Source organism: Flavobacterium panacagri, assembly GCF_030378165.1.
Taxonomy (GTDB): domain Bacteria; phylum Bacteroidota; class Bacteroidia; order Flavobacteriales; family Flavobacteriaceae; genus Flavobacterium; species Flavobacterium panacagri.
Genome location: NZ_CP119766.1, coordinates 4,071,912 through 4,097,906, shown reverse-complemented (window position 1 = coordinate 4,097,906; position 25,995 = coordinate 4,071,912). Strand labels below are relative to the sequence as shown.

The window sequence follows — 25,995 nt, the reverse complement described above, 5'->3', positions numbered from 1 at the left end:
TTAAACCTTTAGATATGAAAAAAATTTGCGTGTCCTTCTTTACCGTTTTGCTTTTAGCCTCTTGTGCAAAAAATGCAAAATCTGCTGAGGACAAAGATTTAAATAAAAAATTTGACAGTTACAAAGATTATTTTGTTTCTTCCTTATGGAAAATTTATCCAGGCTGGGCTTCAGGCGTTGGATTTCATAAGTATGACAGTATTTTAATTATTCCTGATGCAAAAGAAGATCAAAAACAATTGGATTTTGCAAAAGCCCAATTAGATTCTTTAAAATCTTATAACATCGATAATCTTTCTAACAACAATAAGACAGATTTTCATATGATTAAGAACCAATTAGATGGTATTATTTTTAGTATTAAAGAATTAAAATCGTCTGAATGGAATCCATCAGAATATAATGTTTGCGGTTCTTTTGCTGAAATTTTGAATGGAAATTACGATAGTCTGGAAATTCGTTTAAGAGCCTTCAATACGAAAATGAATGAAATTCCTGCTTACTATGAAGCTGCCAAGAAAAATATTAAAAATCCTACTGTAGAACATACAGAACTTGCTATTGCACAAAATATTGGGGGATCTTCAGTTTTTCAGGATGATCTTAAAAAGGCTTTAGAGAAAAGTAAATTGTCCGAGACAGAAAAGAAAGAAATTTTGGAGAAAGCCACTGTTTCTGTAAAAGCAATTACCGATTACGCAGAATGGTTAAAGAAACTGCCAAATAAAACACCTCGCTCTTTTAGATTAGGAACTGAATTATATGCCAAAAAATTTGACTGCGACATTCAATCAGGTTATTCTGTAGATGAAATCTATAAAATTGCCATAGATCATAAGAAAGATCTTCATGAAAAAATGTTTGTTTTAGCAGATAAACTTTGGACCAAATACAAAGGAAATGCTGTAAAACCAACTGATAAACTGGAATTAATCAAACAAGTAATTGATGAAATTTCTTTAAAACACACCACACCAGAAAAATTCCAATCTGAAATTGAAAAACAAATTCCGGAGTTAACGGCTTATGTAAAAGCAAAAGATTTATTATACATTGATCCTTCAAAACCATTGGTAGTACGCAAAGAACCAGCATATATGGCAGGAGTTGCAGGAGCTTCAATTTCTGCTCCCGGTCCGTATGATAAAAATGCTAATACGTATTACAATGTTGGAAGTATGGCTGGATGGACAAAGCAAAATGCAGAAAGTTATTTGAGAGAATACAACGATTATATTTTGCAAATCTTAAATATTCACGAAGCAATACCAGGGCATTACACACAATTGGTTTACAGTAATCAATCGCCAAGTATTATAAAATCTATTTTAGGAAACGGAGCCATGATCGAAGGCTGGGCAGTTTATGCTGAAAAAATGATGCTGGAAAGCGGTTATAAGAACTCTGATGAAATGTGGTTGATGTATTACAAATGGAACTTAAGAACAACTTGTAACACGATCTTAGATATTAGCGTACACACTCAAAACATGTCTAAAGAAGATGCGATTAAACTTCTTACTAAAGAAGCTTTTCAACAGCAAGCGGAAGCAGATGGAAAATGGAAACGTGTTACTCTATCCCAAGTTCAATTATGCTCTTATTTTACAGGTTATACAGAAATTTATAATCTAAGAGAAGAACTTAAGAAAAAAGAAGGAGACAAGTTCAACTTGAAAAAATTCCACGAGAAATTCCTAAGTTTTGGAAGCGCTCCAGTAAAATACATTAAAGAATTAATGCTTTCTGAAGAATAAGTTTTTTAATTTTTCCAAAAAGAGGGTTTAGCTTTCAAAAGTTAACCCCTCTTTTTATTTATATCATAACAACTAATCGTTTTCCATCAAGAACTTCTGCATTCCACTTTTCTTCGATATCGATTAGATTTACTTTTTCAATATTTACTTTTAATTTATTTCGCGAAGCTAAAAGAAACATTTCAGGAAGTATTTCTAAAAATAAGAGTTTCACTTCATCTCTTTTCCAGCTTCCTAAACCAGATCCTGAAAGCTGTAAATCAACACTTCTAAGAGTTTGTGCCGATAATTGAATGATATCGCCAGACATTGAGCCAACAGAAACATATCTGGTTTTATTCGTGAATTTTCCATTTCCTTTTAAAACTGAAAAAATAAGTTCAGCTGCATGTCCCCACAAATAATCAATCACAATATCGATTGGCGTTTCTTGATGAATTTCTTTCAACTCAGAAATAAATGAAGCATCATCTTGTTTTAATGAAATAGTTACATCAGCACCTAATTCTTTAAGATTTTCAAAAACTTTCTCGTTTCTTCCTGTCACAATTACTTTTTTGGCTCCATAATGTTTTGCGATCTGAATCGCCATTTGTCCTGTGAACCCCGTTGCACCATTTATCAAAACAGTTTCTCTTGGTTTTATTCCAGCTCTAAAACGAAGTGCCATTGCAGAACCTGCAACTGCATTGGGTATCGCCGCGGCTATTGCATCATCTATTTCAGTTGGCAAAACAACCATTCTGTTTTTCTCAACCAAAGCTTTTTCGGCTATTGTTCCGGAAATACCACGTGCATAGACTTTTGTTCCGTTTTCTAAAACACCAACTCCGTCACTGCCAACTATAAATCCTTTTTGGTTATCTTTTTCAGAAGAATAATGATTGCCACTGGCAATTCCTTTGTCCAAATTAGTAATCGCTACGGCTTTTACCGAAACTAAAACTTCATTTTCATTTGATGGAATTGGCACTTCAAATTCTGCATATTTTGGCGATTCGCCTTTTCTATAAACTACTACTGCTTTCATAATTATTAAATTTTATGAAGCAAAATTAGACAGCCGTTTATAGCTAGACGATAACATTTGTTATCAAATAAAATCGAGTTATTTTTCGTTCAGGAGTTTACTTTTTATTCTGCTTAAATGTACAGTACTCACACCCAAATAAGAAGCAATATAATGCTGCGGAACTCTTTGAACAATCTGAGGTTTTTCTTCAATTAAACTTAGATAACGTTGGGCAGGAGAATCTTTTATGAAAGAAAAAAAGTGTTTCATGTAATCAAATGTTCTTTGAAAAAGCATATCGATTAATCGGTCTCTTAGTTCTGGAATTTCTTTGATTTCTTCTATGATTGTATCCACATCGTTTTTATGAATCCACCATAAAATAGATGATTCAATTGTTTCCACAAAAACAGGACTTGGAAATTTCTTCATAAAACTTTCAATCGAAGCCACACTTTGATTTTCAAAAAAGAATTGAGAAGTTAAGTCTTTTCCGTTATGATTAAACCAAACCCGAATACAGCCTTTTTCAATGACAAAAAGTTTTTTAGAAATTTCTCCTTCTTCTAGAAGCGTTGTTTTCGCAGGAACTTCAAGACGGTTGAAATAACTGATGTACTCGTTCCATTTTTCTTCTGATAAAGCGAATTTATCTCTGAATTGACTGAACATTTTGATTATTTTTTAGCTCCATATTTTATGAGTAATTTCACTTTTGCTGCATCACCATTCATTTCTGCATATTTTATAGCAGTCATATTATCAATTCCTCTATTAAGATTCGGATTTGCATCATTTTTCAAAAGACATTCTACAACTTCGATCGAACCAAAGCTTGACGCGCTCATTAAAGCACTATATCCATTTTCTAATGATTTATTTGGATCTGCACCATGATTAATCAATAATTGCACGTTTCTAGCATTATTTTGACTGGCCGCCAGAATCATATAATTATTTAAATTTTTTATTTTATCGGTATTCAACAGTTTTTCTACCGCAATATCATTATTCATAAACAAAGCAACATCTAATGCGCTTAAAGCCCAACGGGTATTTTTACCATTAGCTATAAAATTCACATCGACATTTTGATTTATTAATTCCGTAAATTCTTCACTATCGTTGTTATAAATAGCCTCCATAAGCGGAGACCAATATTCTTTTTCATCATCCCATCTTTCCTTATCCTTTATGTTGCAGGAGATAATAAAAATTAGAAAGAAAAAGTATAAAATTTTATTCATTACTTTCTCGACTTAAGATTTTACTTCGAATCCGATTCCACTTCAAACAACTGCACCTGATTTTTCAATCGGTCAATTAGTAAATTCATCATTCGCTTATTTAAGTCAGAAGAATTCTGAATATAGGTATTGTATTCATCAACTGTAAAGAGCGCCATAACGATTCCTTTTAATGAATTTCTGAATTTGATATCTTTTTGAATAGAATTTTCAATTGTCTGCAATTTCTTTTCGACCGAATACGAATAAAAATCAGGTTTATTTTTGTTTACGTAATTAATAAAAACGGCTATAAATAAATCATTCTGCAATTTTAAAATAGGCCTTATCGTCTGATTTTGAAAGATCTCATCTGCAGAAGATTGAGCACTTACGGTTCCTAAAGTTTCGCCTCTGAATTCTTTTAAAAAAGTGTCTCTATCTTCCATGGTATTTGTTTAAAGTTTTTCTTAAAGTTAAAGAAATAATCCCATGGTAAAACCTATTTTTGTTTTTTTATAAAAATAAAATATGCGATTAGCTCTATTTCTCTGTCTATTAATAGTTTCTTGTAATTCGAAAGAAAATAAAGAAAAATACAATCATAAATTCTATCGTGCTGTAAACAATAAAGATACAGCCGTTTTGGATATACATATCAACAACAAACGTTTTTACGGTCGATACGAAATCTTTCATTATGGATTTGGAAAAGATTCTGGAGATGTTAGAGGCGATTTAAGAGGCGACACCCTTCGCGGTGATTATCATTATATTTCTTTCGGTGGCAGCTGGAAAAGAGTTCCTCTTGCTCTTTTAAAGAAAGACAACAAACTCTTTTTAGGAAAAGGAGTAATAGGCACTTATTTTAATCTTCCGTGCTTTGTTCCAGGAGTTCCAATTGAATATAATAATGCCGAATTTGTTTTTGAAGAAGTGACTGAGTAGTCTCAGATTTAAAAGTTTAACCGCGAAGAACGCAAAGATTTACGCAAGGTTCGCAAAGTTTTTTACACAAAGCTTTGCGAACTTTACGTTTTTTTCAAGTTCAGTATATAAAAAACTTGCGTTCTTTGCGGTTAAATTAAAAGAACCTATTCAAATTTCCCTATTGTAGAAGGAAGTTCAAATATTTCCAAATCAAAATATTTTACAGAAGCCATTACGTGATCGAAAATATCCGCCATGATATATTCGTAGTTTGCCCACCGTTTATCACTTGAGAAAACATAAATTTCTAACGGAACTCCGTGCGCTGTAGACTGCAATTGCCTGCACATGATATGCATGTCTTTGTTCAATCCCGGATGATTGACTAAATACTGCATGATATATTTTCGAAACAAACCTAAATTGGTCATATTTCGTCCATTCAGCGAAAGCGTTTTATCAACACCTCTCAAATCATTGTATCGATCAATTTCAGTTTGTCGGCTGTCAATATAAGATGTAATCAACTGGACTTTTCTTAATTGCTGTAAATCTTCGTCATTTAAAAAACGAATGGTACTGCTTTTGATTAAGACATGTCTTTTAATACGTCTCCCATCAGATTTTTGCATGCCACGCCAATTCTGAAAAGAATCTGAACTTAAAGCGTAAGTTGGAATAGTGGTAATGGTATTATCAAAATTTCGAACTTTTACTGTTGTCAAATTGATTTCGATAACATCTCCATCGGCACCAAACTTATCCATTGTAATCCAGTCTCCAATACGAACCATATCGTTTATGGCAACCTGGACACTCGAAACAAATCCTAAAATAGTATCCCTAAAAATCAAGATGATAATAGCTGAAAGCGTTCCAAGAATGGTTAATAATTCACCTTTTTTGATTCCGAATAAAGTCGAAATAATCATCGCAACTCCAAAAATCCAGAGCACAATCATAATAACCTGAACGAAACTGTCAATTGGTTTATCGCTGTATTCTGGTTTTTGTTTTAAATAATCTCGCAGCGAATTAAAAACAGTTCGAACAATCCATAATCCTAGCAAAACGATATATACACCGACAATTTTTCCAAAAATCAGTTCCCAATATTCATATTTATCTAAAATGACGGGAACTGCTTTGTAAATAAAGAAAAACGGAATTAGATAAGCTGTATATCTGGTTGTTTTGTTTTGAATTAAATAATCGTCAAACTTTGTTTTGGTACGCTGTGCAAAAACGGCCGTCAAAGTGACTAATATAAATTTGGCCGCATAATAAATTATATAGGCCAGAGCTATTAAAATAGCAATATTAAAGATTAAACTGGTATAAGACGCAACATTACGACTCATTCCCCAATCTCTGAAAACGGGGTATAAAAAATTAAATATTTTATCCAAAAGCTTATGCATTTGCTTTAGTTTCTAAATACTTTTTCTCAATATAAAAAGTTCCAAAAGGAATAAGTGAAGCAACCAGAATAATGGCGAAAGTTTTTAAATCCCAATTCATTGATTTTTTCAATAAAAAAGCCAGAAGGATATAGCCAATAAATAACACTCCATGTGTCATTCCTAAAGGACGTAATAATGTATGATAAAGTTCAGGATTATTATTTTTGATAATCAACATATTAGCAAATAATACTAAATAAGAGATTCCCTCTAAAATTGCGGTAACTTTGAAAATCTTGAGCATGTATATATTTTTTAAGTTTATGCGCGCAAAATTAAGTAATATCGTTGGTTTTTGAGGTATTTGTTAAGAAAGTAATTTACTTTTGTAATCTTAAGTTTTGATAATGAGTAAAAGAGATTTAAAAAAATATTTAGGAGAATTAACTAAGGAACAATTAGAAGAACAACTAATTGAATTATATGAAAAATTTGCTCCTGTAAAAACCTATTATGATTTTGTTTTCAATCCGAAGGAAGACAAATTACTTCAAGAAGCAAAAGTCAAAATCTCGCACGAATATTTCCCGATTAAAAAACCAGGAGCAAAATGGCGCCCAAAAGCCAAAATGCGAAGATCGGTTGCTCAGAAATTGATCAAACATTTTATGACGCTTGGAGTCGATTCTTTTGTTTTGGCTGATATTATGTTGTACAATATCGAAATTGCCCAAACCTATTCTTCTCAAAATTTCATCAAGCAGGAATTATTCTACAAAAGTATCTTTAATTCTTTTGAACAAGCTGTTAATTTTATTGTTGCAAATGGAATTTTTAACGATTTTAAATTGCGAATTAATGGTATTTTGGAAGAAACTGTAAACCAAAAATGGAAAAATAAGTACGATTTTGAGGCAATTTTAGAGAAAATCGACTACTAAACGCCCTTCTCATAAAAAATCTTAGTTTAAAAAAAACATTTATTTTAGGTTAAAAAAAGATGAATAACTGTTTTTTCGATGTATTTTTGCAAAAATCCAAAAATAAACAATGTCTCAAAACACATTAGAAATACAAAGAGAAGATAAAAAAGAACTTTACGCATACCAAAAAGGCGATATTGATGCTATTTTTGATCGTTTAGACAATGCTCCTCCGAAACATCATTTACTGTATCAGCTTCCAACAGGAGGAGGAAAAACAGTAATATTTTCTGAAATCGTTCGCCGCTATCTGTCACACAATGATAAAAAAGTGGTGGTTTTAACGCATCGTATCGAATTATGTAAACAGACTTCAAAAATGTTGACTGGTTTTGGCGTTACAAACAAAATAATCAATAGTAAAGTAAAAGAACTGCCAGACCAAAATGATTTTTCTTGTTTTGTGGCGATGGTCGAAACTTTGAAAAACCGTATTAATGATGAAAAACTTCATTTAGACAATATCGGTTTGGTTATTATTGATGAGGCGCATTACAATTCCTTTAGAAAATTATTAAACTCATTCAAAAATGCTTTTATTCTTGGGGTAACTGCAACACCTTTGAGCTCTAATATAAAGCTGCCAATGCACCAAAGCTACAATGAACTTATTGTAGGAGACACTATTGGATCATTGATTGATAAAGGATTTTTGGCAAAAGCAACAACGTATAGTTATGACGTTGGATTAACTTCATTAAAGGTTGGGATCAACGGTGATTATACAGTAAAATCATCTGATGATTTGTATACCAATACTTTAATGCAGGAAAAATTGCTTCATGCTTATACTGAACGATCTTTAGGTAAGAAAACGTTGATTTTCAACAACGGTATCCATACTTCTTTATACGTTTATGAAACCTTTAGAGAAGCAGGTTACGATATTCGACACCTTGATAATACAAGTAGTTCTGAAGAACGTAAAGATATATTACAATGGTTTAAAAAGACTCCTGACGCAATTTTGACTTCTGTCGGAATTTTGACAACTGGTTTTGATGAACCTACAGTAGAAACCATCATCTTAAATAGAGCAACAAAATCGTTGACTTTATATTTCCAAATGATCGGTCGTGGTTCTCGTAAATTACCTGGAAAAGATGAATTTACAGTAATCGATTTAGGAAACAATGCTGCACGTTTTGGTTTATGGAGCGATCCTGTAAACTGGCAGCATATTTTTAAATCGCCGGAGTTTTATTTGGAAAACCTTCGTGATGACCAAGAAATTGAGATGTTTTTCAAATACAGCATGCCAGCTGAGTTACGTGCTAAATTCAGCAAAACGGCCGATGTGAGTTTTGATGTTGATGAAGAGCACAAATTAATCATCAAGCAAAATCTTCGTTCTAAAGTTGTTTTAGATAAATCTTTAGACCAGCATGCCGGAATGTGCGTTGATAACACAGAAACACTTCAGGAAGCTAAAATGCTGGCAAAAGAACTGGATGATGATATTGAAGATCGTATCAAACGTTATTCAAAATGTTTAAGCCAATGCAGTAAAAACTACCGTGAATGGCTGGTTGATGATTACAAACAAAGATTAACTTTATTAATTGGTAAAAAGTATCGTGAGAAAATCATGAATGAGCCAGATTGATAATTTAAAAGTTTAATTGTTTCAGGTTTCATGTTTCAAGTTATTGGAATCTAAAATATTATCATAATTATAAAAGGAGAAATAGCATTTCAAAGCAAATGTAATTTCTCCTTTCAACTTATTAAGTTTTTGGTGTAACTTGAAACCTGAAACTTTAAACAAATTAAAGAACATGTCTAAACAATTCTCAACATTAGGACTTTCAGCGCCAATTCTAAAAGCTTTAGGCGAATTAAATATCGTTGAACCCACTGAAATTCAACAAAAAACAATTCCGCTTTTACTATCTGAAAATCATGATATTGTAGGTTTAGCAAAAACCGGAACAGGAAAAACAGCTGCTTTTGGACTTCCATTACTAGAATTAGTTAATGCAGAATCAACAGCAGTTCAAGCAGTGATTTTAGTACCAACAAGAGAACTAGGACAGCAGATTGTTAGAAACTTAGAAGGTTTTTCAAAATATATTCCAAGTATATCAATTGCTTCCATTTGTGGAGGAACTCCAATAAAACCGCAAATCGAAAGATTAAAAGAAGGAGCTCAGATTGTGGTAGCAACTCCAGGACGTTTAATAGATTTGATTCAGCGCAAAGCAATTGATTTAAAAACTACTGAATATTTGGTTTTAGACGAAGCAGACGAAATGATTGCCATTCTAAAAGAAGGTTTGGACGAGATTGTTGCCGAACTTCCTAAAAAACGTCGCACGCTTTTATTTTCAGCAACACTTCCAGGCGCTATCAAACAATTGATTCAGAATTATTTGAATAAAAATGTAGTGCAGCTAAGCGCCAATATGGAAACTGTTGGAAACGAAGGAATAGATCATGAATATATTGTGGTTGACCCAATTGAAAAATTAGAAGTCTTAATGCATTTCTTAAATTCAAGAGATGGAGAAAGAGGAATTATTTTCTGTAAAACGAAAGCTGCCGTAAATAAACTGGCTAAGAATCTGGCAATCAATAAATTTTCGTCTGGAGCACTTCATGGAAGTTTGACACAGGGAATTCGCGATAGAATAATGGAACAGTTTCGTGAAGGACATATTAATATTTTGGTTGCAACCGATTTAGCAGCAAGAGGAATAGATGTAAAGGAGATTTCGTATGTAATTAACTACCACTTACCTGACACTTACGAAAATTATGTACATCGAAGCGGAAGAACCGCAAGGGCAGGGGCAAAAGGACTTTCGTTAACTGTATTACAACAAGAAGAAGTTTTCGAAATTGCTGATTTTGAAAGAGAATTGGGAATTAAATTTTCTGAGTTTAAAAAACCAACCGCCGCTAGTCTTGAAGAAAATAATATGCTTTTATGGGCAAAACAAATCTTCAAAACAAAACCAAATCATGATCTTTCTGCCGATTTAAAAACAAAAGTGAAAACCGTTTTTCATCATTTAACGAAAGAAGAACTAATCGAAAAATTAATGGCGAGTTATGTCTTACAGAACAAAATCGATATAGTTGATAAAACAGTTAAAAAATTCAAAAAGTAAATAATATGACTTTTGTCATTGTTTATTAAAGTTGTACTTTTATAAGGAATTATTCTATAATCCTATTAATTACAACCTATATGAAAATAGTCATTATTGGAGGCGGATTTGCAGGAATCAATCTAGCAAAAGAGCTTGTAAATCAGCCTCAAATACAAGTAACCCTTGTAGACAAAAATAATTATAACTTTTTCCCACCACTTATATATCAAGTTGCTACGGCATTTTTAGAGCCTTCCAGCATCAGTTATCCATTTAGAAAATTTTTCGCAGGAAAAAAGAATCTAAGTTTTCGTTTAGGCGAATTATTATCTGTTTCTCCCGCTGAAAAGAAAATCACTTTAAGCAACGGAGAATTGGAATACGATTATCTTGTTTTTGCCACTGGAGCAGAAACGAGTTATTTTGGTATGGAAAACGTTATGAAAAATGCCATTCCGATGAAAACCTTAAATGATGCCATCGTAATGCGTAATACGCTGCTTAAGAACCTTGAAAAAGCTGCCATTTGTAAAGACATGCGCAAAAGACGTAAATTACTTACAATTGTAGTAGCAGGAGGGGGGCCGACAGGTGTGGAGGTTTCCGGTATGTTTGCCGAAATGCGAAAAAACATCCTTTTAAAAGAATATCCTGAATTAGATACTTCTGCAAGCAACGTTTATTTAGTTGATGGTGGCGATGCTTTATTAGCACCAATGAGCAAAGAATCTCAAAAAGATACTTTGGAAGCCTTAACTAAATTAGGAGTTGTTGTAAAATTAAATACCAAGGTAGTTGATTATGTTGATGATACTGTAATGTTTGAAAACGGAGAAACCATCAAAACCAAAAACTTAATTTGGGCGGCGGGAGTTTCGGCTAAAATTTTCGAAGGAATTCCAAAAGAAAGTTATGGCCGCGGAAGACGTATGGCAACAGATGAATTTAACAAAGTAAATGGCGTGGATCACATTTATGCAATTGGAGATACTGCCATTACAGCCGGAGATAAAAATTTCCCTGACGGACATCCGCAGGTTGCGCAAGTTGCAATCCAACAGGGATTAAATCTGGCTAAAAACTTTAAAGCAATGGTTACGAACAAACCACTTAAACCATTTGCTTACAACGATAAAGGATCAATGGCAATTATCGGAAAAGCAAAAGCTGTTGTGGATTTGCCAAGTCCAAAATGGCACTTTAAAGGTTTCTTTGCTTGGATTATTTGGTTGTTTATTCACTTAATTTCCTTGATCACTTATAGAAACAGATTAAATACTTTCTGGAATTGGATGGTGGCTTATTTTGCAAAAGATCAATCTCTTAGAATGATCATTAGACCAGATAAAAAAACTCAGAACTAAAAGAATAAGATTCCAAAGAATTGTAATGAAAACAAAAGCCGAAATTATTTGATTTCGGCTTTCTTGCTTATTGCAAAGCTTATTTGATTTAAAGTTTTTGGAATTTAAAAAATTGGAATTTCTACTTTTAATGAGCAATCATAACATCATCACTATCAGAAAGTATTACTTTATTTTTGATAAAACGTTTTCCAATATTAAGGACAATAAATGCTGTAATGGTTGTAGTCGTCATAATGGCAACCATTGGCGCAACAGAATCTTTCACAAAAACTCCAATTGCAAACGAAGCCAAAGCTCCTAATCCTAACTGAATAGCCCCCATTAATGCTGAAGCACTTCCCGTATTTTTAGCAAAAGGAGCAAGTGTTAATCCTGCAGTATTCGGATTTGAAATTCCTAAACAAGCTAAGAACAAAAACAACATTCCAATAGTTTCATACAATCCTAAAAGATTATTTAATGATAAAATTAAAAATATTATACTGATAACTGATTGTGAAATCAAAGCACCAAAAATCATCTGTTCACTAGAAAATCTCTTCAACAACATAGAATTCAATTGACTGGAACCAATAAAACTAACCGACATTAAGGCAAAAATCCATCCATAAGTTTTAGCATCCACTTTATAAATATCCATAAAAACAATCGGAGAAGCCGCTACATAAGAAAACAATCCCGAAAATGCGATTGCTCCCGTAAAAGCGTATGTATAAAATTGAGGCTCTCTTATAACTGAAAGAAAATTAGCAATAATCGGTTTTGGTTTTAATGAAATCGTAGTATCTGGTTTGTAAGTGTTAGGAAGTCCAATTTGTGACGCAGCTAAAATCACAATTCCCATACACATCAAAATAAAGAAGACTGCGTGCCAACCTAAATCCTCAGTAACATAACCACCAATTGTTGGCGCCAGCATTGGCGAAAGCCCGACTACAAGCATTAAAAGAGAAAAAACTTTCGGTATATCTTTTACAGGAAATAAATCACGAACCATTGCGACTGAAGCCACAGTTGCTGCACAACTTCCAATAGCTTGAATAAAACGAAGTAATATGAAGGCATCAATATCAGCAACATAAATACAGCCCAAGGACGCTAAAATATAAACCAATAATCCAATAAACAAAGGTTTTTTACGTCCAAAACGGTCTAATAAAGGTCCATAAAGCAACTGTCCGGCAGAAATTCCGATAAAATAACTAGATAAACTCATAGAAACTTTTGCTACAGTTGTGTTTAAATCTTTTGCAATTCCTGAGAAACCAGGCAGATACATATCAATTGAAAAAGGACCAAGAGCGGTTAAAGAACCTAAAATAAGGATCAGTTTAATATATTTTTTTGTTGTCATTTTCTTAAAAAAGGGCTTTTAATTTTCTGCAAAGGTAAAGATTTCGTACCTTGTTATATAACTTCCCGGAGTTTATAACAATAAATTAAAGTCATTACCATTATAATTTGGTATAACAACTTATTAATCTTTAAATTAAAAACTATGAGAAAGTACCTTTTACTAGTAGCAGTTTTATGCACATCAATTTCATTTGCCCAAACCATTACATCTAAGCAAGAAGATGCAAGTACGGCCCAGTACGAACTCTTAAAAAAAGTAAATCAGTATTATCCTGATATTACATTGAGTAAATCTGTTACTAATTTTTACGCCGACGGAAACATTATCGATTCACAACAAGACTTTGATTTAAGGGGAACTAAATTTTCAAGCTATAAATTAGGCATCGAACCGGACAACAAAAAAGTTAAATTTGATTATGTATCAAATGAAACCGGTCATGTACATGGTGACGTTACCATATTTAACGGAAATGCGTTGAGAACAACTTTTAACGAAAAAACAAATCAGATCGATGTTTCCTTAAATGGGAAATCAGTTTATTTGAAAAAATTATAATTTTGTTCAACTTCCAAAAAAGCATCACAATATAGTGATGCTTTTTTGGTTTATATTTGAGCCAAATTTTTAATAAAACCATTTACAATGAAAAAATTTCTTTTTATCGCATTTTTAATGTCTCTAAAATCTTTTTCTCAAGATCGATTTTCTGGAACCTGGACAAACCAAAAATGTAAAGACTGTAAAAAAGAATATTTTTTTACAATTACAGTTGCGCAATCTAATTATAAGATTTTTGGAACTGCCGAAGTTACAAGCGAACATAAAGAATTGAACTCGGGAATTCTTGAAATTTCTGGATATGTGTATCCGCACGGCGATAAAGCTCAAATAAAACTAAAAGATAAAGATGGAATTTCTTCAAGTGCAGTTTTACTAACAAATGAAGGAGTATTGCAATTCACAAAACGTGGTGGCGGTGATTTAGTTCCTAATGAAATGATTTTAACCAAATTATACTAACAACGTCTAAATTTAGACGTATTATTTTTGACCTATAATTTATAGTATGATTTGCAGTATGTCCAAGAAGATGTTAACAACTTTATTAACAGCATTTTTAACCCCTATTTTTGAAGAAATCTAATATATAAAAATTCGGAACATAAAAAAAGCCCCGTTTTATTGGGGCTTATTTATTGATTGAAGTTGTAAAATTATCCTTTTACTTCATTTATCAATTTACCATCGACAAAATATTGCATTAAAGAATTTGCACCTGACAAACGATACAAGGTTCGAACCGTCTTACCATCAAATATTCGAACATCACCATAAGTCAAAATATCATCATTTGATAAAAAGGTATAAGTTAAATGTCTTTTATCCATGATTGTAACATTGTAAAGTTTAAACTTACCGCTATTCGGATAAATTAATTCAGCAGATAGAAATTCGTTAACTTTCAAATTATTCTTATAATTGGCTTTAACTTCTTTAGAAATTAGAATGTCAGGATAAAATATATTTACTTGTTTTATCAAATCGTATTGGTCGATATTAATAGATTCTTTTTTCTCTAAAAAAATTTTCATATCTGAATCTTGAGCAAAAACAGGAATAGAAAGTATAATAAAAAGTAATAAAGTAATTTTTTTCATGTGGTTTTATTTGTGAGTTTATAATTACTAAAGATTTTCAAATATAATGCCAATAATTTTAATTTCACTTTGTCAATTGCTATAAAAGAATAAATAATTATACCTTTAAAAAATTTATAGACACAAATTAATTTAAACTAAAAAATATGGCTTTAAGTGAAGAAGAGCAAGTTTTAATTCAAATTGTTAACTATCATAAAAAATTTAGAGAGAATTTTTTACAAGATGATGAAGAATTAAGATTTACATTATCGGACAACTACGATGATTTAGACGATAATTACGTTAGCGTTAACACTCCATATGATGCATCTATAATAATGGGAACAGTTAGAGATTATTGTGCATATATAGATAACAAATATCATTTAAAAGACAATAAAAAGTATAAGGATCATTACAAGTCAAATTTTCACATACAATTAGTCAATATAAAACCATTGGGATTTCTAAACATTAATATGCTTTATGAAGACGATGACTATCTTGAAAAAAATAATTTATCAAATCTTTTCAAAACAGAATTAAAATTCACATTTGTTTCAAGTATAATAAACGAAAGAAAAATAAATTTAGTCCCAACAAATGAATTCACTAAAAAAACAGACATTTATATCCAAGTAAAAGATAGATTTGAAGCATATACAAAAATGCAAAGGATTGTCGAATATTTAAGAGGAGTAGACAATAATTATTATTTCAAAGATGAAAGAAATACATCTGAAAAAGGAGGGTTTTTATATGTAGAAGTTGTAAAAGTAAAAACCATAACAATATTAGACTAAAAAAAAGCCTTTGTAAATTAATACAAAGGCTTATCTATTATATAATCATTAGAATATTGTCGAGAAATATAATTACCAGTTTTTCGATTGTAAATATTAATGTAGTGATAATCAAATCCGACATTTTTACACCAGTTATGTAGATAATATATTGATTTGCAAAACTCAACTTTTATAGGTCTTATACTTTTATCTTTATTAAAGATTGTACAGCTGTAAGGCGTTGGAGTAGTATTAGCCATAAATATTTGTGATTTGTATCTCTACTTCATGCATGAGATTTTTAATTTTAAAACCTCCGTTCACACAAACAAATGTTGAGATATCGAATTCTCCTTTTTTAATAATACTCGTGCCAACTTCGATATAATTCACATAAAACCAAAATTCATTAGTTCTAATATCTGTAAATATAAAAACGCTAAGACCATAAGGATAAGGTTTAGTTGTTGTCATTTTTACATAATAATCTCCAAACTGAACAATACTACCATTGTTCTGAACTGGAAAAGACGTAACTAAATCATAACCACTTCTAATATAGTTTGGATTTTCACCCTGAAATTCTAAGTTATCGATATGAGTACCATTTCTATAAGTATCATAAAATGCCGTATAGAATTTATTATCCGATTGAATTGTACCAAGTTTTAGCAAAGAATAAACCCTAGTATCGTAAGCATAACCTGAACCCTGAGAAAATCTACCATCTAAGCGAAATTGAGGTAATTTATACTCTTTTAAATATCTTAATGGCTTCTTTTGAAAATCACTAAAATTTGAAATCTGCACACTCGAACCAGTAGAGTAAGGAACTCCAAGAAATATTTCTGTAAAAGCAGTTGCAAAATGATTTTCGGGAATAACATTTAAATCGACGTTACCTAAATCATTAATAACTGACAACATAGCCAAACTATCGTAATTATTAAAATATACGCCGTTTACACGTTTATTGTCAATAAAAAGCGACAATATGAAAAACGGTGTTTGAATATCTTTTACAGCGTAACCCTGTTCATCATAATACGGAATTTCCTTTACTTTTACCGCGTATGTATCATCAATATATTGTATATAATTCATGTCGTTTTAATTGAATAAAGGAACTTTTTTTAAGTCCGAGGTTGATAAATATTTTTTTAAATCAGCCTTTAAATCACGGCGTGTAACAACATAATAACAGCCAATTACTAAAGGAACAGTTGTAACTTGCTTCACTTTCAATAACTCGTTAATAGTCTCTCTTTCATTTTCGAAATTAGACATTGGTTCAGTTATCCAAGTATACCAAGGAGAATCTTTCGTTTGCTTATTTGTTCCTAACCATACCGCCAAAGATTCTGCTATGTCATGAACTTCTTTACGAGGTGTAATTTTGTTCAATTCAATTTCTTTTGTCATTGGGTTAGAAACTGCAATTCTTAAATCTTTTTCCGCATCTTCCAAAGCTTTTTCCTCAGCATCTTGCGTGAATTTAGCATACCATTTTTTTAATAATGGATAACACACAATGATACCAACAACCAAAAGCCAGTATTTTTGCAGAAAATCAAAGAGCCAAACAGTATTGGCTTGGCTCTTCGTTCTATTCATTATCTCTCTTTGAGCCATAATTATTTTTTCTTAAATAATTTATAAGCTAAGAATCCCGCTAAAGCCACTAATACAACATTTGCAATAGTTTTATTGTTTGCGTAAAAAAGTTTGATTTTATCTAACATCTTGTTTAAATTTTGAATTAATAATTTTTATCGTTTTGGGCGTTTGTTTAGACTGTAACGCTGTAAACAGTATAAAAAAAAAGTAGTACGGGAATAATCAAATAATTGAACTTGAATTTCTTCTTAGCCGTTACGGTAACGCTTGCAAGATTGTAATCTCCCATAATGTCAATCGCATCTTGAATGTCTGAATCGTAAATTAAATTGTGATCGGGTGCGCATTCATGTTTAATAATCGCACGTGCAATAACTAAGTAAAATTTTGCATCAACAATTTTAATTGTTTGGTCAGGGTCTAAACCGACAGCTTTAGAGATAACCTCAATATACTTTTGCGTATCATTTTCAAATGGCGGGGCATATTCAGTTATAAGCTTTCTTACGGTATTTTTACCTTTATCAATATCATTTGTCAAATCTCGCAACATGGCACGAATACCATATTTTACTTCTGTAAACTGTTCAAAATGTTTATCTGTATTTTGAGCATTTGGTATTTTTCCCTGCCATGCTATATTTGTCAAAACCAAGTTACCCGGATTGTTATTTCGAATACCTCGTGTTAATTCTTTTCTACCTAAATAACTACTCATTTTCTTCGATAGTTAAAGGTTTGGCAGGCGCTTGAGGTTCATCTTTTCCGAAATCAAGCTTGCTTAATTCATCAGATACAACCTGAATACCTTTTAAAATAGCAGTAACAACCGCACCATATTTTACGATAATACCAATTATCGAAACAATTCCTTTCAAATTTTTCATGACTTATTTTGTTTTAATTGTTTTCTTTTTTCTAAATGCTCTTTGAGTAAATCGACCCCCTCGTGAAGTATAAGAGGGAGGAACTTTAATATGAACCTAAACATTAGTTCGAGCGAATAAATGTACCTGCATAACCTCCGTTTTTCGCACGTGGATTAATTACAAACGCCATACTGTCAATTACGACTTTACCGCCGTTTTTCTGCATTGTACCCCAGTGAAATGATTGAACACCAGTTTTAGTGTTTGTAAAAGTGCATGCAACAGAACCAAACCAACCTTTTTCAGAAAGATTTGATTTATTGGTAGTCACACATTTAATTGCAATCAATTCTCCTTTAGACAATCTCCAACCAGTTGTTAAATGCTGTTCAACACCTTTATTAGGCCCCGTAACAGGCATGTAAGTAGTGTACTTTGCACCTGAATGCTTTACCTTTTGTTGGTTATTGTTATTATTGTTGTAATTCTGATTATTAGAATTTTTTCTATTTTGTGCCATTACTTTATAATGTGTTTAATTAATAATATGATTTCAGCCAGTTTTTTTACTATGATTACTGCCGAATCTATCAGAAATACAATAAGATAGATTCGATAGTAATTTTTCGGCTTGCTATCTTTTTCTAGCAACTCTTCTTCCTGAATTATTGCGGTCACGTCTTAAAAACCAAATCAATGCAATAAGACCAGCGACAGCACCTAAAACAATTTTCCAGTTTCTTTGAAACCAAACCTTAATAGTTGAACTTACGACAGTAGCACCAACCTGACCCGAACCCTGAACAAAACCAGTACTTAAACCGTCATTAATTCCAGTTGTTACGGCTTTTGCGAAAATCTGAGAACCTGCATTTGCTACAGCACCAACCGCTTGACTTGCGGTATTTAAAGCCATTTGTTTGTTGTATTCTTCCTCAGCCTGTTTATTTGCTTTTTTTGCTTCGTGAGCATCTTGCAAATTCTGCGATATATTTTGAACAGTTCCACCAACGAAAGGAATAGCACCCATAATAGGAGTAGCGACCTTTACCAAATTTTTGAACGAAACGTTTTTCTTAATCGCTGTTCCAATTTTTTTGAAAAATCCCATAGCTTACACAGTTTTTAAACATCTTACGACGAAATTAATAATTGAGCCTTGCGACTTATTGATTTCAATACCAACCACCGCCACTAAAGGCAAGGTTAATCTATCCGTTAAGCCTTGTAAAACTTTTCCATCTGCAAGAACAGCTTGGATAGGGTCAATATCACGGCTTAATGTTTGAAGTTCAAAAGGAAGGTATTTAACTACCTGACCATTTGAGTACTGATAAGACAAATCGCTTACTGAATCGTCAACAGTCATAACAGCCAAATCAAATCCCTGAACATCAATTTTTTTGTTGAACTCCTCAGAAGCAACAGATTTTTGTTCAAAAAAGAATAAATTATTTGTTTGCTGTGGCTCTTCGATTCCGTGTAAATCGTAGCGTTTACCTGCAATTAAATCTTCAAGAGTAATTTTAATACTCTCTTTATCTGCAAGATAAATTGAACCTTCGTCTGCTAATTCACACAATGCAATCAAAGCATTATCTTCATCAGACTGTGTATTTTCAGTTCCGTAGGTACTTGCTAAAATGAAATCTTTAAGCAAAACTTTATTTGCTAAAATGACATTCGAGCCGTTTCCACGTTCAATGTAAATACTAATTTTTTCAGTAGTTAAGCCTGATAATGGCAGATCACTTGAAAGAATTAAAGCACCGATTGCTTTTGTTACTTGAAGTTCTGGCGATTTTGTAACGCCTGTAATAGTTGCAATTTTCATTTGTTATAAATTTTATTTGTTTAAATTTCTTTCACAAAGGTTATTGCAACTATTATTTGACGTTCCCTAAAATTCCCTATAATTCCACAATTTTCCCTAATTTTCCCTATAATATGCCGTACTTAATTAGGTCTTGTACAGTTAAATAACTCCTTTTTAATTCTAAGGAATCGAGTATAACTTGATACTCTTTGCAAGCAGTTTTATAACTTAATTCAAGAATATGCATTAACTGGGTTTTAGTTACTTTTTGGCTTGTATTCTGTGTTTTCATGGCTTATAAAAATAAAAGTTGATGTTCGTGGAATAATTCAGAATCAAAATCATTTACTAATTTTTCCTTTGTTCTAAATTCGTGCAGATAGAAATGTAATTTGTTTTGAAACCAAACTAAAAGTTGGTTTTCAGTAGTCATGTCCATATCTTGAAGTAAAAGATTTAGAGCGACGATATAAGATATATCCTGATTGTTTGCGTAATATTCTCTAAATAGTGATTTTGCAAGACGTTTTTTAATTGTTGTCGAAGAAAGAACAACCTTTTTTAAACGCTTGATTATAGGATTGAATTTGGTAATTTGGGACTGTAAAAAATCAAAATCAAAAAGAGTAATAAGCTTTTCTTTATTGATTTGACTTTTGCCAGTATTCTCACGCAGTTCAAAAAAACCTTTATTTGCGATTTTCAATAACTCATAAAGATTTGCTTTATCAAAAACACCCCAAGTCATTGCCTGACTGATATTTACATTTCCTTTTGAATGTTCGTTAAGACCTCTAAAAAACGCTGAGTTTAACTGATATTCAAAACGCCAAACATTGTCGTTTTTCAAACCATTATTTGCATAATATTCATTTATGTATGGCTTTTCGGTAAGCTGTAAAGACAGCGTTTTGTTATAGCATCGTATTATTTTATCAGATGTTCTTTTCCCAATTTGGAAGCCGTTAAGTATTGATTTTCCTTTGTAGGTTTCAAAATAGCTTTGTAAATTTTTTGGACGCCCCGAAATAAGGTAGTTACCTGCAACCACATTACTATATAAATTACGGTAAGAATTGTTGATATCAGACTTATCAAGGCATATATCCAGTCTATTAATAGACTTAAATAAGTAGTTCGTTTCATCGCAAAAAGCATTTATGACACCTTTCAAAGCGTCGTTAGATAATGTGTAAAATAGATTGTTTTCAAATTGAAGCTGAGCAAATTGTTCGCTCATAATTGCTGAACGTGGTCTTGCTGTATAAATACCGATTTTTAAATTCTCATAATACAAGTCTGCTCTTAGCTCAAAAATCTTAGTTCCATATTCGTAGGGTTTTAAGCGAAACTTTGAATGTTCGGGAAATTCTCCAAACGGTTGACCCTCTAAATTGATAATTAAGTAGTCTATATTTATAAGAGTAGGTTTTAAATTATTGTTTTTGAATTTAGTTTGGGCTTGATGCCTTTCTTTATATGAAATCATTGTTTTTAGTAGGTTTTGAGTGAGTTAGTTGCCGTTATACCCTACGGCAACTATTGAAAAATCGAAAGGGGAGTAGCAAAAAATTAATTTTCCGAATCTTGCCAAAGTGAATAATGATTTTTTGGTAAATCATTTATCGTAAATTCTTTCTTTGAGATTGCTTCAGTTATTTTCTTTTCAACTTCAAAAAATTTCTGCTTATAATTTGAAATCTGAGAATTAAAAAAAACATTAATCTGCTGACCAATTTGTTTAATTTCTCTAATCGTAAAATCATGCTGATGTTTTAAGCCAAGTAAATCGACAGTCTCTACAGGATTTTTTGAATATTCATTTAAATCATGATTTAATCCAGCTAATTCCAAAAGCAAATTTTCTCGTTTTTGGATTAAAAGTAAAATTGTTGACATATATTAAGGTATTAGAAGATTATGTTTAAGAAGTTTTGAAATCAGCGTTTTCTGAGAATTGCAGTAAAAAATAAATTCGTGAACACAAAAAGATTGAGTTACTATAAAGCAATCCGTACAAACTCGAATTGTAATTCCTATATTTGAACCACGGATTCTTAGGAATAATGTTTTGAACTTTAAATGTGAGGTTTTGCAAAATGGACGCATTTTTTTCAAAAATGTTTTTGCATTGAAATTTGTGTGACGCATCTTGTTTAATTCTACAAGTAATAGCGTGTAATTCTCTAAAGAGGAACGTTTTAAAGCCATTGGTTAATGTTAATTAGTTACATCACAAATGAACTATAATTTATATTATGTAAAATAGAAAATTTAAGTTTTTTATACTCGTCACATCACTATATTTTAATATTCAACTATCTAATCACTCTACCTTCTATGTCCTACAAATTCAATTCATGAGAATTCAATATTTGAAAATTGGATTTAAAAATTTCATTTTAGAACATTCTCAGAAAATCTCGATTCAGCTTAGTTGGCAGATTGTCTAGATAATTTTAAAACAAAAATTTAACGCATCTAGGAGAATTCAATATTTCAGAAAAATTAAAATAAATTCGTTTTTAAGCGATTCTCAGGGATTTGATTTTTTTAAGCAGTTTTATTAATATTCAGATAAAAAATGATTTTAAGAAATTCTGAGAAATTTGGTTTCTAGAATTTACTTGAGAACTATTAAATCAATTATTCAGAATAGCATATTTGAAAAAAAATAGAATAAATTCTATTTTATTCAATTCTCATAAATCGTATTCTTTGAATATATTTTAATGCAAAAGATTGGAAGTTTTCTAATCCAAAAAAAACCTTTTAACGCCTTATTATCAGTAATTCTTAACATTTCTTTAAAATATACTAGATTCTCATCAAGATGCTTTCATTGTAAGAGTTTATTTTAGTATTTTTACATTAGATACTTTAAAATTTTATCAAAAACGTATGAATACAGTTGCTGAGCATATTGCTGATTTTTTGAAGGAATACAAACCTTTTGATAATTTAACTTTTCAGGAATTATCGGATATTGCTACCAATATCCGTGTTATTAACTTAGAAAAACATGCGGTCTTATTTCAAAATAATGATCCGCTTCATGATAGTTTTTATGTAGTAGCTTCTGGTGTAATCAATCTTACAACCATTGCTGACGCTGAGGAAACTATTATAAACAAATGCCATGAAGGTGATATTTTTGGTTTGCGCCCGTTTTTTGCCAAAAATAATTATATGATGACAGCTAAAGCACGCGAAGAAAGTATTATTTATGCTATTCCAATCGCTGTATTTAGACCTTTTGTCGCTAATAATTCAGATGTTTTAAACTTCTTATTAGAGAGTTTTGCTGTAAATTCACGTCATACAAAAGACAGCGTAAATTCTAATGGTAAACTAATTTCTGATGTAGATTATATTGATCAGCAATCAGAAATGCAATACATTCAATCACTTAACTATAATAATTCTCCGTTAACAACTCAGGCTAGCCATATTGTAAAAGATGTTGCTATTTTGATGACCGAATCTATGGTGGATAATATTATAATCTGCGAAAAAAATCATCCAATTGGTATTGTAACCAATGCTGATTTGTCTTCAAAGATTGCAACGGGACGCTATCCTATTACCGAGACTATTGACAAAATCATGTCTTCCCCAGTTGTAACTGTCCTTGAAAATGTTTCTTTAGCAGAGGCTCAATTGTTAATGTTAAAACATAATGTAACCCACTTATGTGTTACAAAAGACGGTACAAGTAAATCTGTAGTAAAAGGAATCATTTCTGAACACGATCTTATTGTAGCTCAGGCTAGTAATCCAGGTGTTTTAATTAAAGAAATCAAGCGTTCTCAGCTTCCAAAAGATTTAAAACAGATTCGTGATCGTTTGTCAGATTTGATTCAGAATTCAATTCAAAAAAATATCCCGATTTCGCATGTTAGTAATATTGCAAGCGAAATCAACCTAGCTATTATCAAACGTGCCGTAGAGCTTTCAATTTTGGATTTAGGCTCCCCTCCTGCACGCTTTGCATGGTTAAGTATTGGTAGTCAAGGGCGTAAAGAACAACTTTTATTAACAGATCAGGATAGTATTTTGATTTTTGAAGATGTTACACCTGAAAAATATAGAGAAGTAAAAGATTATTTCTTAAGATTAGCTAAAAGAACTACTTCTATCTTAGAAAAAGTAGGCTACGAATATTGTCCAAACGGCCATATGGGAAGTAATATGCTCTGGTGCAAATCATTGAGTGACTGGACAAAGCAATACAACAGCTGGATGAATACTCCAGGTGAAAACAGCAACGATCTAAGCAGTATTTTCTTTGATTATGAAATTGTTTTTGGTGAAGCAAAAATCGAAGAAGCAATCGAAAATGTAATTTTCAAAAATGCTGTTAACAATACTTTATTCTTTGACTTTTTGGGAAATGATGCTTTAAAGAGAAACTCTCCTTTAAGCTTCTTTAAAAAATTCATTATCGAAGAAGAAGGGCCGCACAAAGGAAAATTTGATATAAAAACTCGCGCGCTAATGCCTTTGATAGATGGCGCACGTTTATTAATTTTGAATGCAAACATTAAAGGAATACAAAACACCTATTTAAGATTCAAGCAGTTAGCAATAACAGATTCTAAAAATGCTGAAATTTATTTAAGCTGTGCTGAGGCTTTTCTAACACTTTCTAAATTTAGAACTGTTGAGGGATTAAAAAATGACGACTCTGGTCAATATATTAATTTAAGAGAAATGTCTAAAACAGATAAGGAGAAACTAAAAAATGCTTTAGCCCCAATGAAAGACCTCGAGGAACTAATTAAGAGTAAATTTCAATTGACACAATTCTCATAAAATATGCTAGACTGGCTTAAAAATATAAATAAAGACTATCCAGAATTCTGGAAGGATTATTTAACTAAATTCGAAAGTAAACCAAATAAGTTTGTTGTTTTATCAACAGAAACTTCTGGTTTAAATCCGGATAAAGATGTTATTTTATCACTTGGCGCGTTTTCTGTGATTGATAACAGTATCGTTATAAAAGAAAGTTTTGAAACTGTATTACTTCAATACAAATATCTTCAAGATAACGGACTTTCTAACGAATTTATCATTGAAAGTAAAATGATGAAAATGCCAGAGCCAGATGCTTTAGAAGCTTTGGTGAATTTTATTGGAAATTCAATTCTAGTTGGTCATCATATTAATTTTGATGTTGAAATGCTGAATGCCGCTTTAGAAAGACTAGATTGCGGTCGTTTGAAAAATGAAGCATTAGATGTCGATGTGATGTATAGAAAACTTACCGATATAAATGACAAACAGTTTTCTCTAGATGATTTATGTGAAATTTATAAAATTCCAAAAAGCGACAGAAACTCTTCTTCTGAGGATGCGTATCGAATTGGTCTATTATTTTTAAAATTAAAATCAAGATTGGGAATTAAATAAGAAGACTATTAATTTCATAATTATTACAATCAAAAAAAAGCCTCTTAATCACCTTAAGAGGCTTTTTAGTATGAAAAACAAAAACTCTTTTTAGACAAAATACATTTTCTTCATCAAATTTAATTGCAGAAAAACGTATTCTATCATTTTTTATCTTATAAGGAATCTTTTTCTCTTCTTTTCTGCATAAATTTGATGAATCATACATGATCTAAATAACTAAAATTAGTATGCAAACATAAACCATTTTTAAAGTCAAAATTTATGAAAAAGTTTTTACTTATATTACCATTACTATTTTTAGCTTCAGGAGTTTTTGCACAAAATCAAGAGCCTTCATCTCAGCGTATTGTAGGAAACTGGTATTCTAACACAAATCGAACTACAAAATGGTTTTTCACTCAGGATGGAAAAGTTTACAATTACGTTAATAACATCATGAAAGTGATGTACAAGTATAGTATCTCACACAGTTGTCAAAACTATTCAGATAATACTGCCGAATTTATAACCTTAAGAGATAAAGATGGAGATGAATTCTGTTTCAGAATAAACGGAATAAATGAGAATAAAAATGGTATTCTATCACTTACAAACCTAAACAACATGCAAACGCTTCTTTTTGTAAACGATGAAAATTCAAAAACAATACAATAAAAAGTATTTGAATTTAGAACCGTAAATAAAAAATGCCTCTTAAAATTTAAGAGGCATCTTTTT

Annotated in this window: 29 protein-coding genes; 12 read left to right on the top strand and 17 right to left on the bottom strand. The window is 31.4% G+C overall.

Annotated elements, in window-relative coordinates; genetic code table 11:
* Nucleotides 1-14: 14 nt before the first annotated feature.
* Complete coding sequence (locus tag P2W65_RS18035; RefSeq protein ID WP_289659795.1) at nucleotides 15-1,757, top strand: DUF885 domain-containing protein; 1,743 nt, start codon at nucleotides 15-17, stop codon at nucleotides 1,755-1,757.
* A gap of 58 nt (nucleotides 1,758-1,815) precedes the next feature.
* On the opposite strand, the gene P2W65_RS18030 is transcribed toward P2W65_RS18035, so the two are convergent.
* The 4 genes from P2W65_RS18030 to P2W65_RS18015 all read right to left on the bottom strand — a co-directional run bounded on the left by P2W65_RS18030 (nucleotide 1,816) and on the right by P2W65_RS18015 (nucleotide 4,444).
* Nucleotides 1,816-2,787, bottom strand: coding sequence for a quinone oxidoreductase family protein (locus P2W65_RS18030; protein ID WP_289659793.1), 972 nt, complete (start codon nucleotides 2,785-2,787; stop codon nucleotides 1,816-1,818).
* A gap of 78 nt (nucleotides 2,788-2,865) precedes the next feature.
* A complete protein-coding gene (locus P2W65_RS18025) occupies nucleotides 2,866-3,441 on the bottom strand; it encodes a Crp/Fnr family transcriptional regulator (protein WP_289659791.1) in 576 nt (191 codons plus the stop codon).
* Nucleotides 3,442-3,446: 5 nt separating this feature from the next.
* On the bottom strand, nucleotides 3,447-4,016 hold the full coding sequence (locus P2W65_RS18020; RefSeq protein ID WP_289659789.1) for an ankyrin repeat domain-containing protein: 570 nt from the start codon (nucleotides 4,014-4,016) through the stop codon (nucleotides 3,447-3,449).
* 20 nt (nucleotides 4,017-4,036) lie between these two features.
* Nucleotides 4,037-4,444, bottom strand: a complete 408-nt coding sequence (locus P2W65_RS18015; protein ID WP_111369121.1) for a glyoxalase — start codon at nucleotides 4,442-4,444, stop codon at nucleotides 4,037-4,039.
* 82 nt (nucleotides 4,445-4,526) lie between these two features.
* On the opposite strand from P2W65_RS18015, the gene P2W65_RS18010 reads away from it, so the two are divergent.
* Complete coding sequence (locus tag P2W65_RS18010; protein WP_289659785.1) at nucleotides 4,527-4,943, top strand: hypothetical protein; 417 nt, start codon at nucleotides 4,527-4,529, stop codon at nucleotides 4,941-4,943.
* Nucleotides 4,944-5,089: 146 nt separating this feature from the next.
* Here P2W65_RS18010 and P2W65_RS18005 read toward each other — a convergent pair whose 3' ends face one another.
* Nucleotides 5,090-6,346, bottom strand: coding sequence for a mechanosensitive ion channel family protein (locus P2W65_RS18005; RefSeq protein WP_289659783.1), 1,257 nt, complete (start codon nucleotides 6,344-6,346; stop codon nucleotides 5,090-5,092).
* Nucleotides 6,339-6,632, bottom strand: a complete 294-nt coding sequence (locus P2W65_RS18000) for a DUF3817 domain-containing protein (protein WP_008464118.1) — start codon at nucleotides 6,630-6,632, stop codon at nucleotides 6,339-6,341. Before P2W65_RS18000 ends, P2W65_RS18005 begins: the two co-directional genes overlap by 8 nt.
* A gap of 103 nt (nucleotides 6,633-6,735) precedes the next feature.
* Here P2W65_RS18000 and P2W65_RS17995 point away from each other — a divergent pair, with 103 nt between their 5' ends.
* The 4 genes from P2W65_RS17995 (at nucleotide 6,736) to P2W65_RS17980 (ending at nucleotide 11,770) form a co-directional block, all read left to right on the top strand.
* Nucleotides 6,736-7,269, top strand: a complete 534-nt coding sequence (locus P2W65_RS17995; protein WP_289659777.1) for a DUF6155 family protein — start codon at nucleotides 6,736-6,738, stop codon at nucleotides 7,267-7,269.
* Nucleotides 7,270-7,378: 109 nt separating this feature from the next.
* Entirely contained in the window at nucleotides 7,379-8,917 is a 1,539-nt protein-coding gene (locus P2W65_RS17990) for a DEAD/DEAH box helicase (RefSeq protein WP_289659775.1), read from the top strand.
* A 172-nt stretch (nucleotides 8,918-9,089) separates the two neighbouring features.
* Nucleotides 9,090-10,424, top strand: coding sequence for a DEAD/DEAH box helicase (locus P2W65_RS17985; protein ID WP_289659773.1), 1,335 nt, complete (start codon nucleotides 9,090-9,092; stop codon nucleotides 10,422-10,424).
* A gap of 80 nt (nucleotides 10,425-10,504) precedes the next feature.
* Nucleotides 10,505-11,770 (top strand): NAD(P)/FAD-dependent oxidoreductase, encoded by a 1,266-nt coding sequence (locus P2W65_RS17980; protein WP_109193490.1) that lies wholly within the window; start codon nucleotides 10,505-10,507, stop codon nucleotides 11,768-11,770.
* Between the two features lie 127 nt (nucleotides 11,771-11,897).
* Here P2W65_RS17980 and P2W65_RS17975 read toward each other — a convergent pair whose 3' ends face one another.
* Nucleotides 11,898-13,127: a multidrug effflux MFS transporter gene (locus tag P2W65_RS17975; protein ID WP_289659770.1), complete on the bottom strand. Its 1,230-nt coding sequence runs from the start codon at nucleotides 13,125-13,127 to the stop codon at nucleotides 11,898-11,900.
* Between the two features lie 144 nt (nucleotides 13,128-13,271).
* On the opposite strand from P2W65_RS17975, the gene P2W65_RS17970 reads away from it, so the two are divergent.
* On the top strand, nucleotides 13,272-13,688 hold the full coding sequence (locus P2W65_RS17970; RefSeq protein ID WP_289659768.1) for a hypothetical protein: 417 nt from the start codon (nucleotides 13,272-13,274) through the stop codon (nucleotides 13,686-13,688).
* An 87-nt stretch (nucleotides 13,689-13,775) separates the two neighbouring features.
* On the top strand, nucleotides 13,776-14,153 hold the full coding sequence (locus P2W65_RS17965; RefSeq protein WP_289659766.1) for a hypothetical protein: 378 nt from the start codon (nucleotides 13,776-13,778) through the stop codon (nucleotides 14,151-14,153).
* Between the two features lie 194 nt (nucleotides 14,154-14,347).
* Here the strand turns inward: P2W65_RS17965 and P2W65_RS17960 are convergent, their stop codons facing one another.
* On the bottom strand, nucleotides 14,348-14,791 hold the full coding sequence (locus P2W65_RS17960; protein ID WP_289659764.1) for a hypothetical protein: 444 nt from the start codon (nucleotides 14,789-14,791) through the stop codon (nucleotides 14,348-14,350).
* A gap of 146 nt (nucleotides 14,792-14,937) precedes the next feature.
* Between P2W65_RS17960 and P2W65_RS17955 the strand changes: the two genes are divergently transcribed.
* Nucleotides 14,938-15,576 (top strand): hypothetical protein, encoded by a 639-nt coding sequence (locus tag P2W65_RS17955; RefSeq protein WP_289659762.1) that lies wholly within the window; start codon nucleotides 14,938-14,940, stop codon nucleotides 15,574-15,576.
* A gap of 234 nt (nucleotides 15,577-15,810) precedes the next feature.
* Here the strand turns inward: P2W65_RS17955 and P2W65_RS17950 are convergent, their stop codons facing one another.
* The 9 genes from P2W65_RS17950 to P2W65_RS17910 form a co-directional block, all read right to left on the bottom strand.
* Nucleotides 15,811-16,662, bottom strand: coding sequence for a hypothetical protein (locus tag P2W65_RS17950; RefSeq protein WP_289659760.1), 852 nt, complete (start codon nucleotides 16,660-16,662; stop codon nucleotides 15,811-15,813).
* A gap of 6 nt (nucleotides 16,663-16,668) precedes the next feature.
* Nucleotides 16,669-17,172: a hypothetical protein gene (locus P2W65_RS17945; protein WP_289659758.1), complete on the bottom strand. Its 504-nt coding sequence runs from the start codon at nucleotides 17,170-17,172 to the stop codon at nucleotides 16,669-16,671.
* 175 nt (nucleotides 17,173-17,347) lie between these two features.
* The gene (locus tag P2W65_RS17940; RefSeq protein WP_057117984.1) at nucleotides 17,348-17,893 is read right to left on the bottom strand and encodes a hypothetical protein; all 546 of its coding nucleotides are present in this window, start codon (nucleotides 17,891-17,893) and stop codon (nucleotides 17,348-17,350) included.
* Nucleotides 17,886-18,062, bottom strand: coding sequence for a hypothetical protein (locus P2W65_RS17935; RefSeq protein WP_289659756.1), 177 nt, complete (start codon nucleotides 18,060-18,062; stop codon nucleotides 17,886-17,888). The genes P2W65_RS17940 and P2W65_RS17935 overlap by 8 nt, the downstream gene beginning before the upstream one ends.
* Before the next feature lie 103 nt (nucleotides 18,063-18,165).
* Nucleotides 18,166-18,564, bottom strand: a complete 399-nt coding sequence (locus tag P2W65_RS17930; protein ID WP_057117985.1) for a hypothetical protein — start codon at nucleotides 18,562-18,564, stop codon at nucleotides 18,166-18,168.
* 114 nt (nucleotides 18,565-18,678) lie between these two features.
* Entirely contained in the window at nucleotides 18,679-19,155 is a 477-nt protein-coding gene (locus tag P2W65_RS17925; RefSeq protein ID WP_057117986.1) for a hypothetical protein, read from the bottom strand.
* Nucleotides 19,156-19,158: 3 nt separating this feature from the next.
* Complete coding sequence (locus P2W65_RS17920) at nucleotides 19,159-19,878, bottom strand: hypothetical protein (RefSeq protein ID WP_289659752.1); 720 nt, start codon at nucleotides 19,876-19,878, stop codon at nucleotides 19,159-19,161.
* Between the two features lie 277 nt (nucleotides 19,879-20,155).
* Complete coding sequence (locus P2W65_RS17915) at nucleotides 20,156-21,349, bottom strand: hypothetical protein (RefSeq protein WP_289659750.1); 1,194 nt, start codon at nucleotides 21,347-21,349, stop codon at nucleotides 20,156-20,158.
* An 83-nt stretch (nucleotides 21,350-21,432) separates the two neighbouring features.
* The gene (locus tag P2W65_RS17910; RefSeq protein ID WP_289659748.1) at nucleotides 21,433-21,759 is read right to left on the bottom strand and encodes a hypothetical protein; all 327 of its coding nucleotides are present in this window, start codon (nucleotides 21,757-21,759) and stop codon (nucleotides 21,433-21,435) included.
* 1,002 nt (nucleotides 21,760-22,761) lie between these two features.
* Here P2W65_RS17910 and P2W65_RS17905 point away from each other — a divergent pair.
* From P2W65_RS17905 to P2W65_RS17895, 3 genes are all read left to right on the top strand, one after another.
* A complete protein-coding gene (locus P2W65_RS17905; protein ID WP_289659746.1) occupies nucleotides 22,762-24,675 on the top strand; it encodes a DUF294 nucleotidyltransferase-like domain-containing protein in 1,914 nt (637 codons plus the stop codon).
* A 3-nt stretch (nucleotides 24,676-24,678) separates the two neighbouring features.
* Nucleotides 24,679-25,275 carry a 3'-5' exonuclease gene (locus tag P2W65_RS17900; protein WP_289659744.1) on the top strand — a complete coding sequence of 199 codons (597 nt, stop codon included), beginning with the start codon at nucleotides 24,679-24,681 and terminating at the stop codon, nucleotides 25,273-25,275.
* A 264-nt stretch (nucleotides 25,276-25,539) separates the two neighbouring features.
* On the top strand, nucleotides 25,540-25,932 hold the full coding sequence (locus P2W65_RS17895; RefSeq protein ID WP_289659742.1) for a hypothetical protein: 393 nt from the start codon (nucleotides 25,540-25,542) through the stop codon (nucleotides 25,930-25,932).
* Nucleotides 25,933-25,995: the final 63 nt, after the last annotated feature.

Coding starts and splice junctions, on each gene's coding strand:
- P2W65_RS17980 (WP_109193490.1), top strand. CDS start 10,505: ATGAAAATAGTCATTATTGGAGGCGGATTTGCAGGAATCAATCTAGCA.
- P2W65_RS17990 (WP_289659775.1), top strand. CDS start 7,379: ATGTCTCAAAACACATTAGAAATACAAAGAGAAGATAAAAAAGAACTT.
- P2W65_RS17955 (WP_289659762.1), top strand. CDS start 14,938: ATGGCTTTAAGTGAAGAAGAGCAAGTTTTAATTCAAATTGTTAACTAT.
- P2W65_RS17925 (WP_057117986.1), bottom strand. CDS start 19,155: ATGGGATTTTTCAAAAAAATTGGAACAGCGATTAAGAAAAACGTTTCG.
- P2W65_RS17905 (WP_289659746.1), top strand. CDS start 22,762: ATGAATACAGTTGCTGAGCATATTGCTGATTTTTTGAAGGAATACAAA.
- P2W65_RS17970 (WP_289659768.1), top strand. CDS start 13,272: ATGAGAAAGTACCTTTTACTAGTAGCAGTTTTATGCACATCAATTTCA.
- P2W65_RS18025 (WP_289659791.1), bottom strand. CDS start 3,441: ATGTTCAGTCAATTCAGAGATAAATTCGCTTTATCAGAAGAAAAATGG.
- P2W65_RS17985 (WP_289659773.1), top strand. CDS start 9,090: ATGTCTAAACAATTCTCAACATTAGGACTTTCAGCGCCAATTCTAAAA.
- P2W65_RS17945 (WP_289659758.1), bottom strand. CDS start 17,172: ATGAATAGAACGAAGAGCCAAGCCAATACTGTTTGGCTCTTTGATTTT.
- P2W65_RS18015 (WP_111369121.1), bottom strand. CDS start 4,444: ATGGAAGATAGAGACACTTTTTTAAAAGAATTCAGAGGCGAAACTTTA.
- P2W65_RS17950 (WP_289659760.1), bottom strand. CDS start 16,662: ATGAATTATATACAATATATTGATGATACATACGCGGTAAAAGTAAAG.
- P2W65_RS17975 (WP_289659770.1), bottom strand. CDS start 13,127: ATGACAACAAAAAAATATATTAAACTGATCCTTATTTTAGGTTCTTTA.
- P2W65_RS18000 (WP_008464118.1), bottom strand. CDS start 6,632: ATGCTCAAGATTTTCAAAGTTACCGCAATTTTAGAGGGAATCTCTTAT.
- P2W65_RS17935 (WP_289659756.1), bottom strand. CDS start 18,062: ATGAAAAATTTGAAAGGAATTGTTTCGATAATTGGTATTATCGTAAAA.
- P2W65_RS18035 (WP_289659795.1), top strand. CDS start 15: ATGAAAAAAATTTGCGTGTCCTTCTTTACCGTTTTGCTTTTAGCCTCT.
- P2W65_RS17930 (WP_057117985.1), bottom strand. CDS start 18,564: ATGGCACAAAATAGAAAAAATTCTAATAATCAGAATTACAACAATAAT.
- P2W65_RS17900 (WP_289659744.1), top strand. CDS start 24,679: ATGCTAGACTGGCTTAAAAATATAAATAAAGACTATCCAGAATTCTGG.
- P2W65_RS18010 (WP_289659785.1), top strand. CDS start 4,527: ATGCGATTAGCTCTATTTCTCTGTCTATTAATAGTTTCTTGTAATTCG.
- P2W65_RS18005 (WP_289659783.1), bottom strand. CDS start 6,346: ATGCATAAGCTTTTGGATAAAATATTTAATTTTTTATACCCCGTTTTC.
- P2W65_RS17920 (WP_289659752.1), bottom strand. CDS start 19,878: ATGAAAATTGCAACTATTACAGGCGTTACAAAATCGCCAGAACTTCAA.
- P2W65_RS17915 (WP_289659750.1), bottom strand. CDS start 21,349: ATGATTTCATATAAAGAAAGGCATCAAGCCCAAACTAAATTCAAAAAC.
- P2W65_RS17965 (WP_289659766.1), top strand. CDS start 13,776: ATGAAAAAATTTCTTTTTATCGCATTTTTAATGTCTCTAAAATCTTTT.
- P2W65_RS17910 (WP_289659748.1), bottom strand. CDS start 21,759: ATGTCAACAATTTTACTTTTAATCCAAAAACGAGAAAATTTGCTTTTG.
- P2W65_RS17960 (WP_289659764.1), bottom strand. CDS start 14,791: ATGAAAAAAATTACTTTATTACTTTTTATTATACTTTCTATTCCTGTT.
- P2W65_RS17895 (WP_289659742.1), top strand. CDS start 25,540: ATGAAAAAGTTTTTACTTATATTACCATTACTATTTTTAGCTTCAGGA.
- P2W65_RS17940 (WP_057117984.1), bottom strand. CDS start 17,893: ATGAGTAGTTATTTAGGTAGAAAAGAATTAACACGAGGTATTCGAAAT.
- P2W65_RS17995 (WP_289659777.1), top strand. CDS start 6,736: ATGAGTAAAAGAGATTTAAAAAAATATTTAGGAGAATTAACTAAGGAA.
- P2W65_RS18020 (WP_289659789.1), bottom strand. CDS start 4,016: ATGAATAAAATTTTATACTTTTTCTTTCTAATTTTTATTATCTCCTGC.
- P2W65_RS18030 (WP_289659793.1), bottom strand. CDS start 2,787: ATGAAAGCAGTAGTAGTTTATAGAAAAGGCGAATCGCCAAAATATGCA.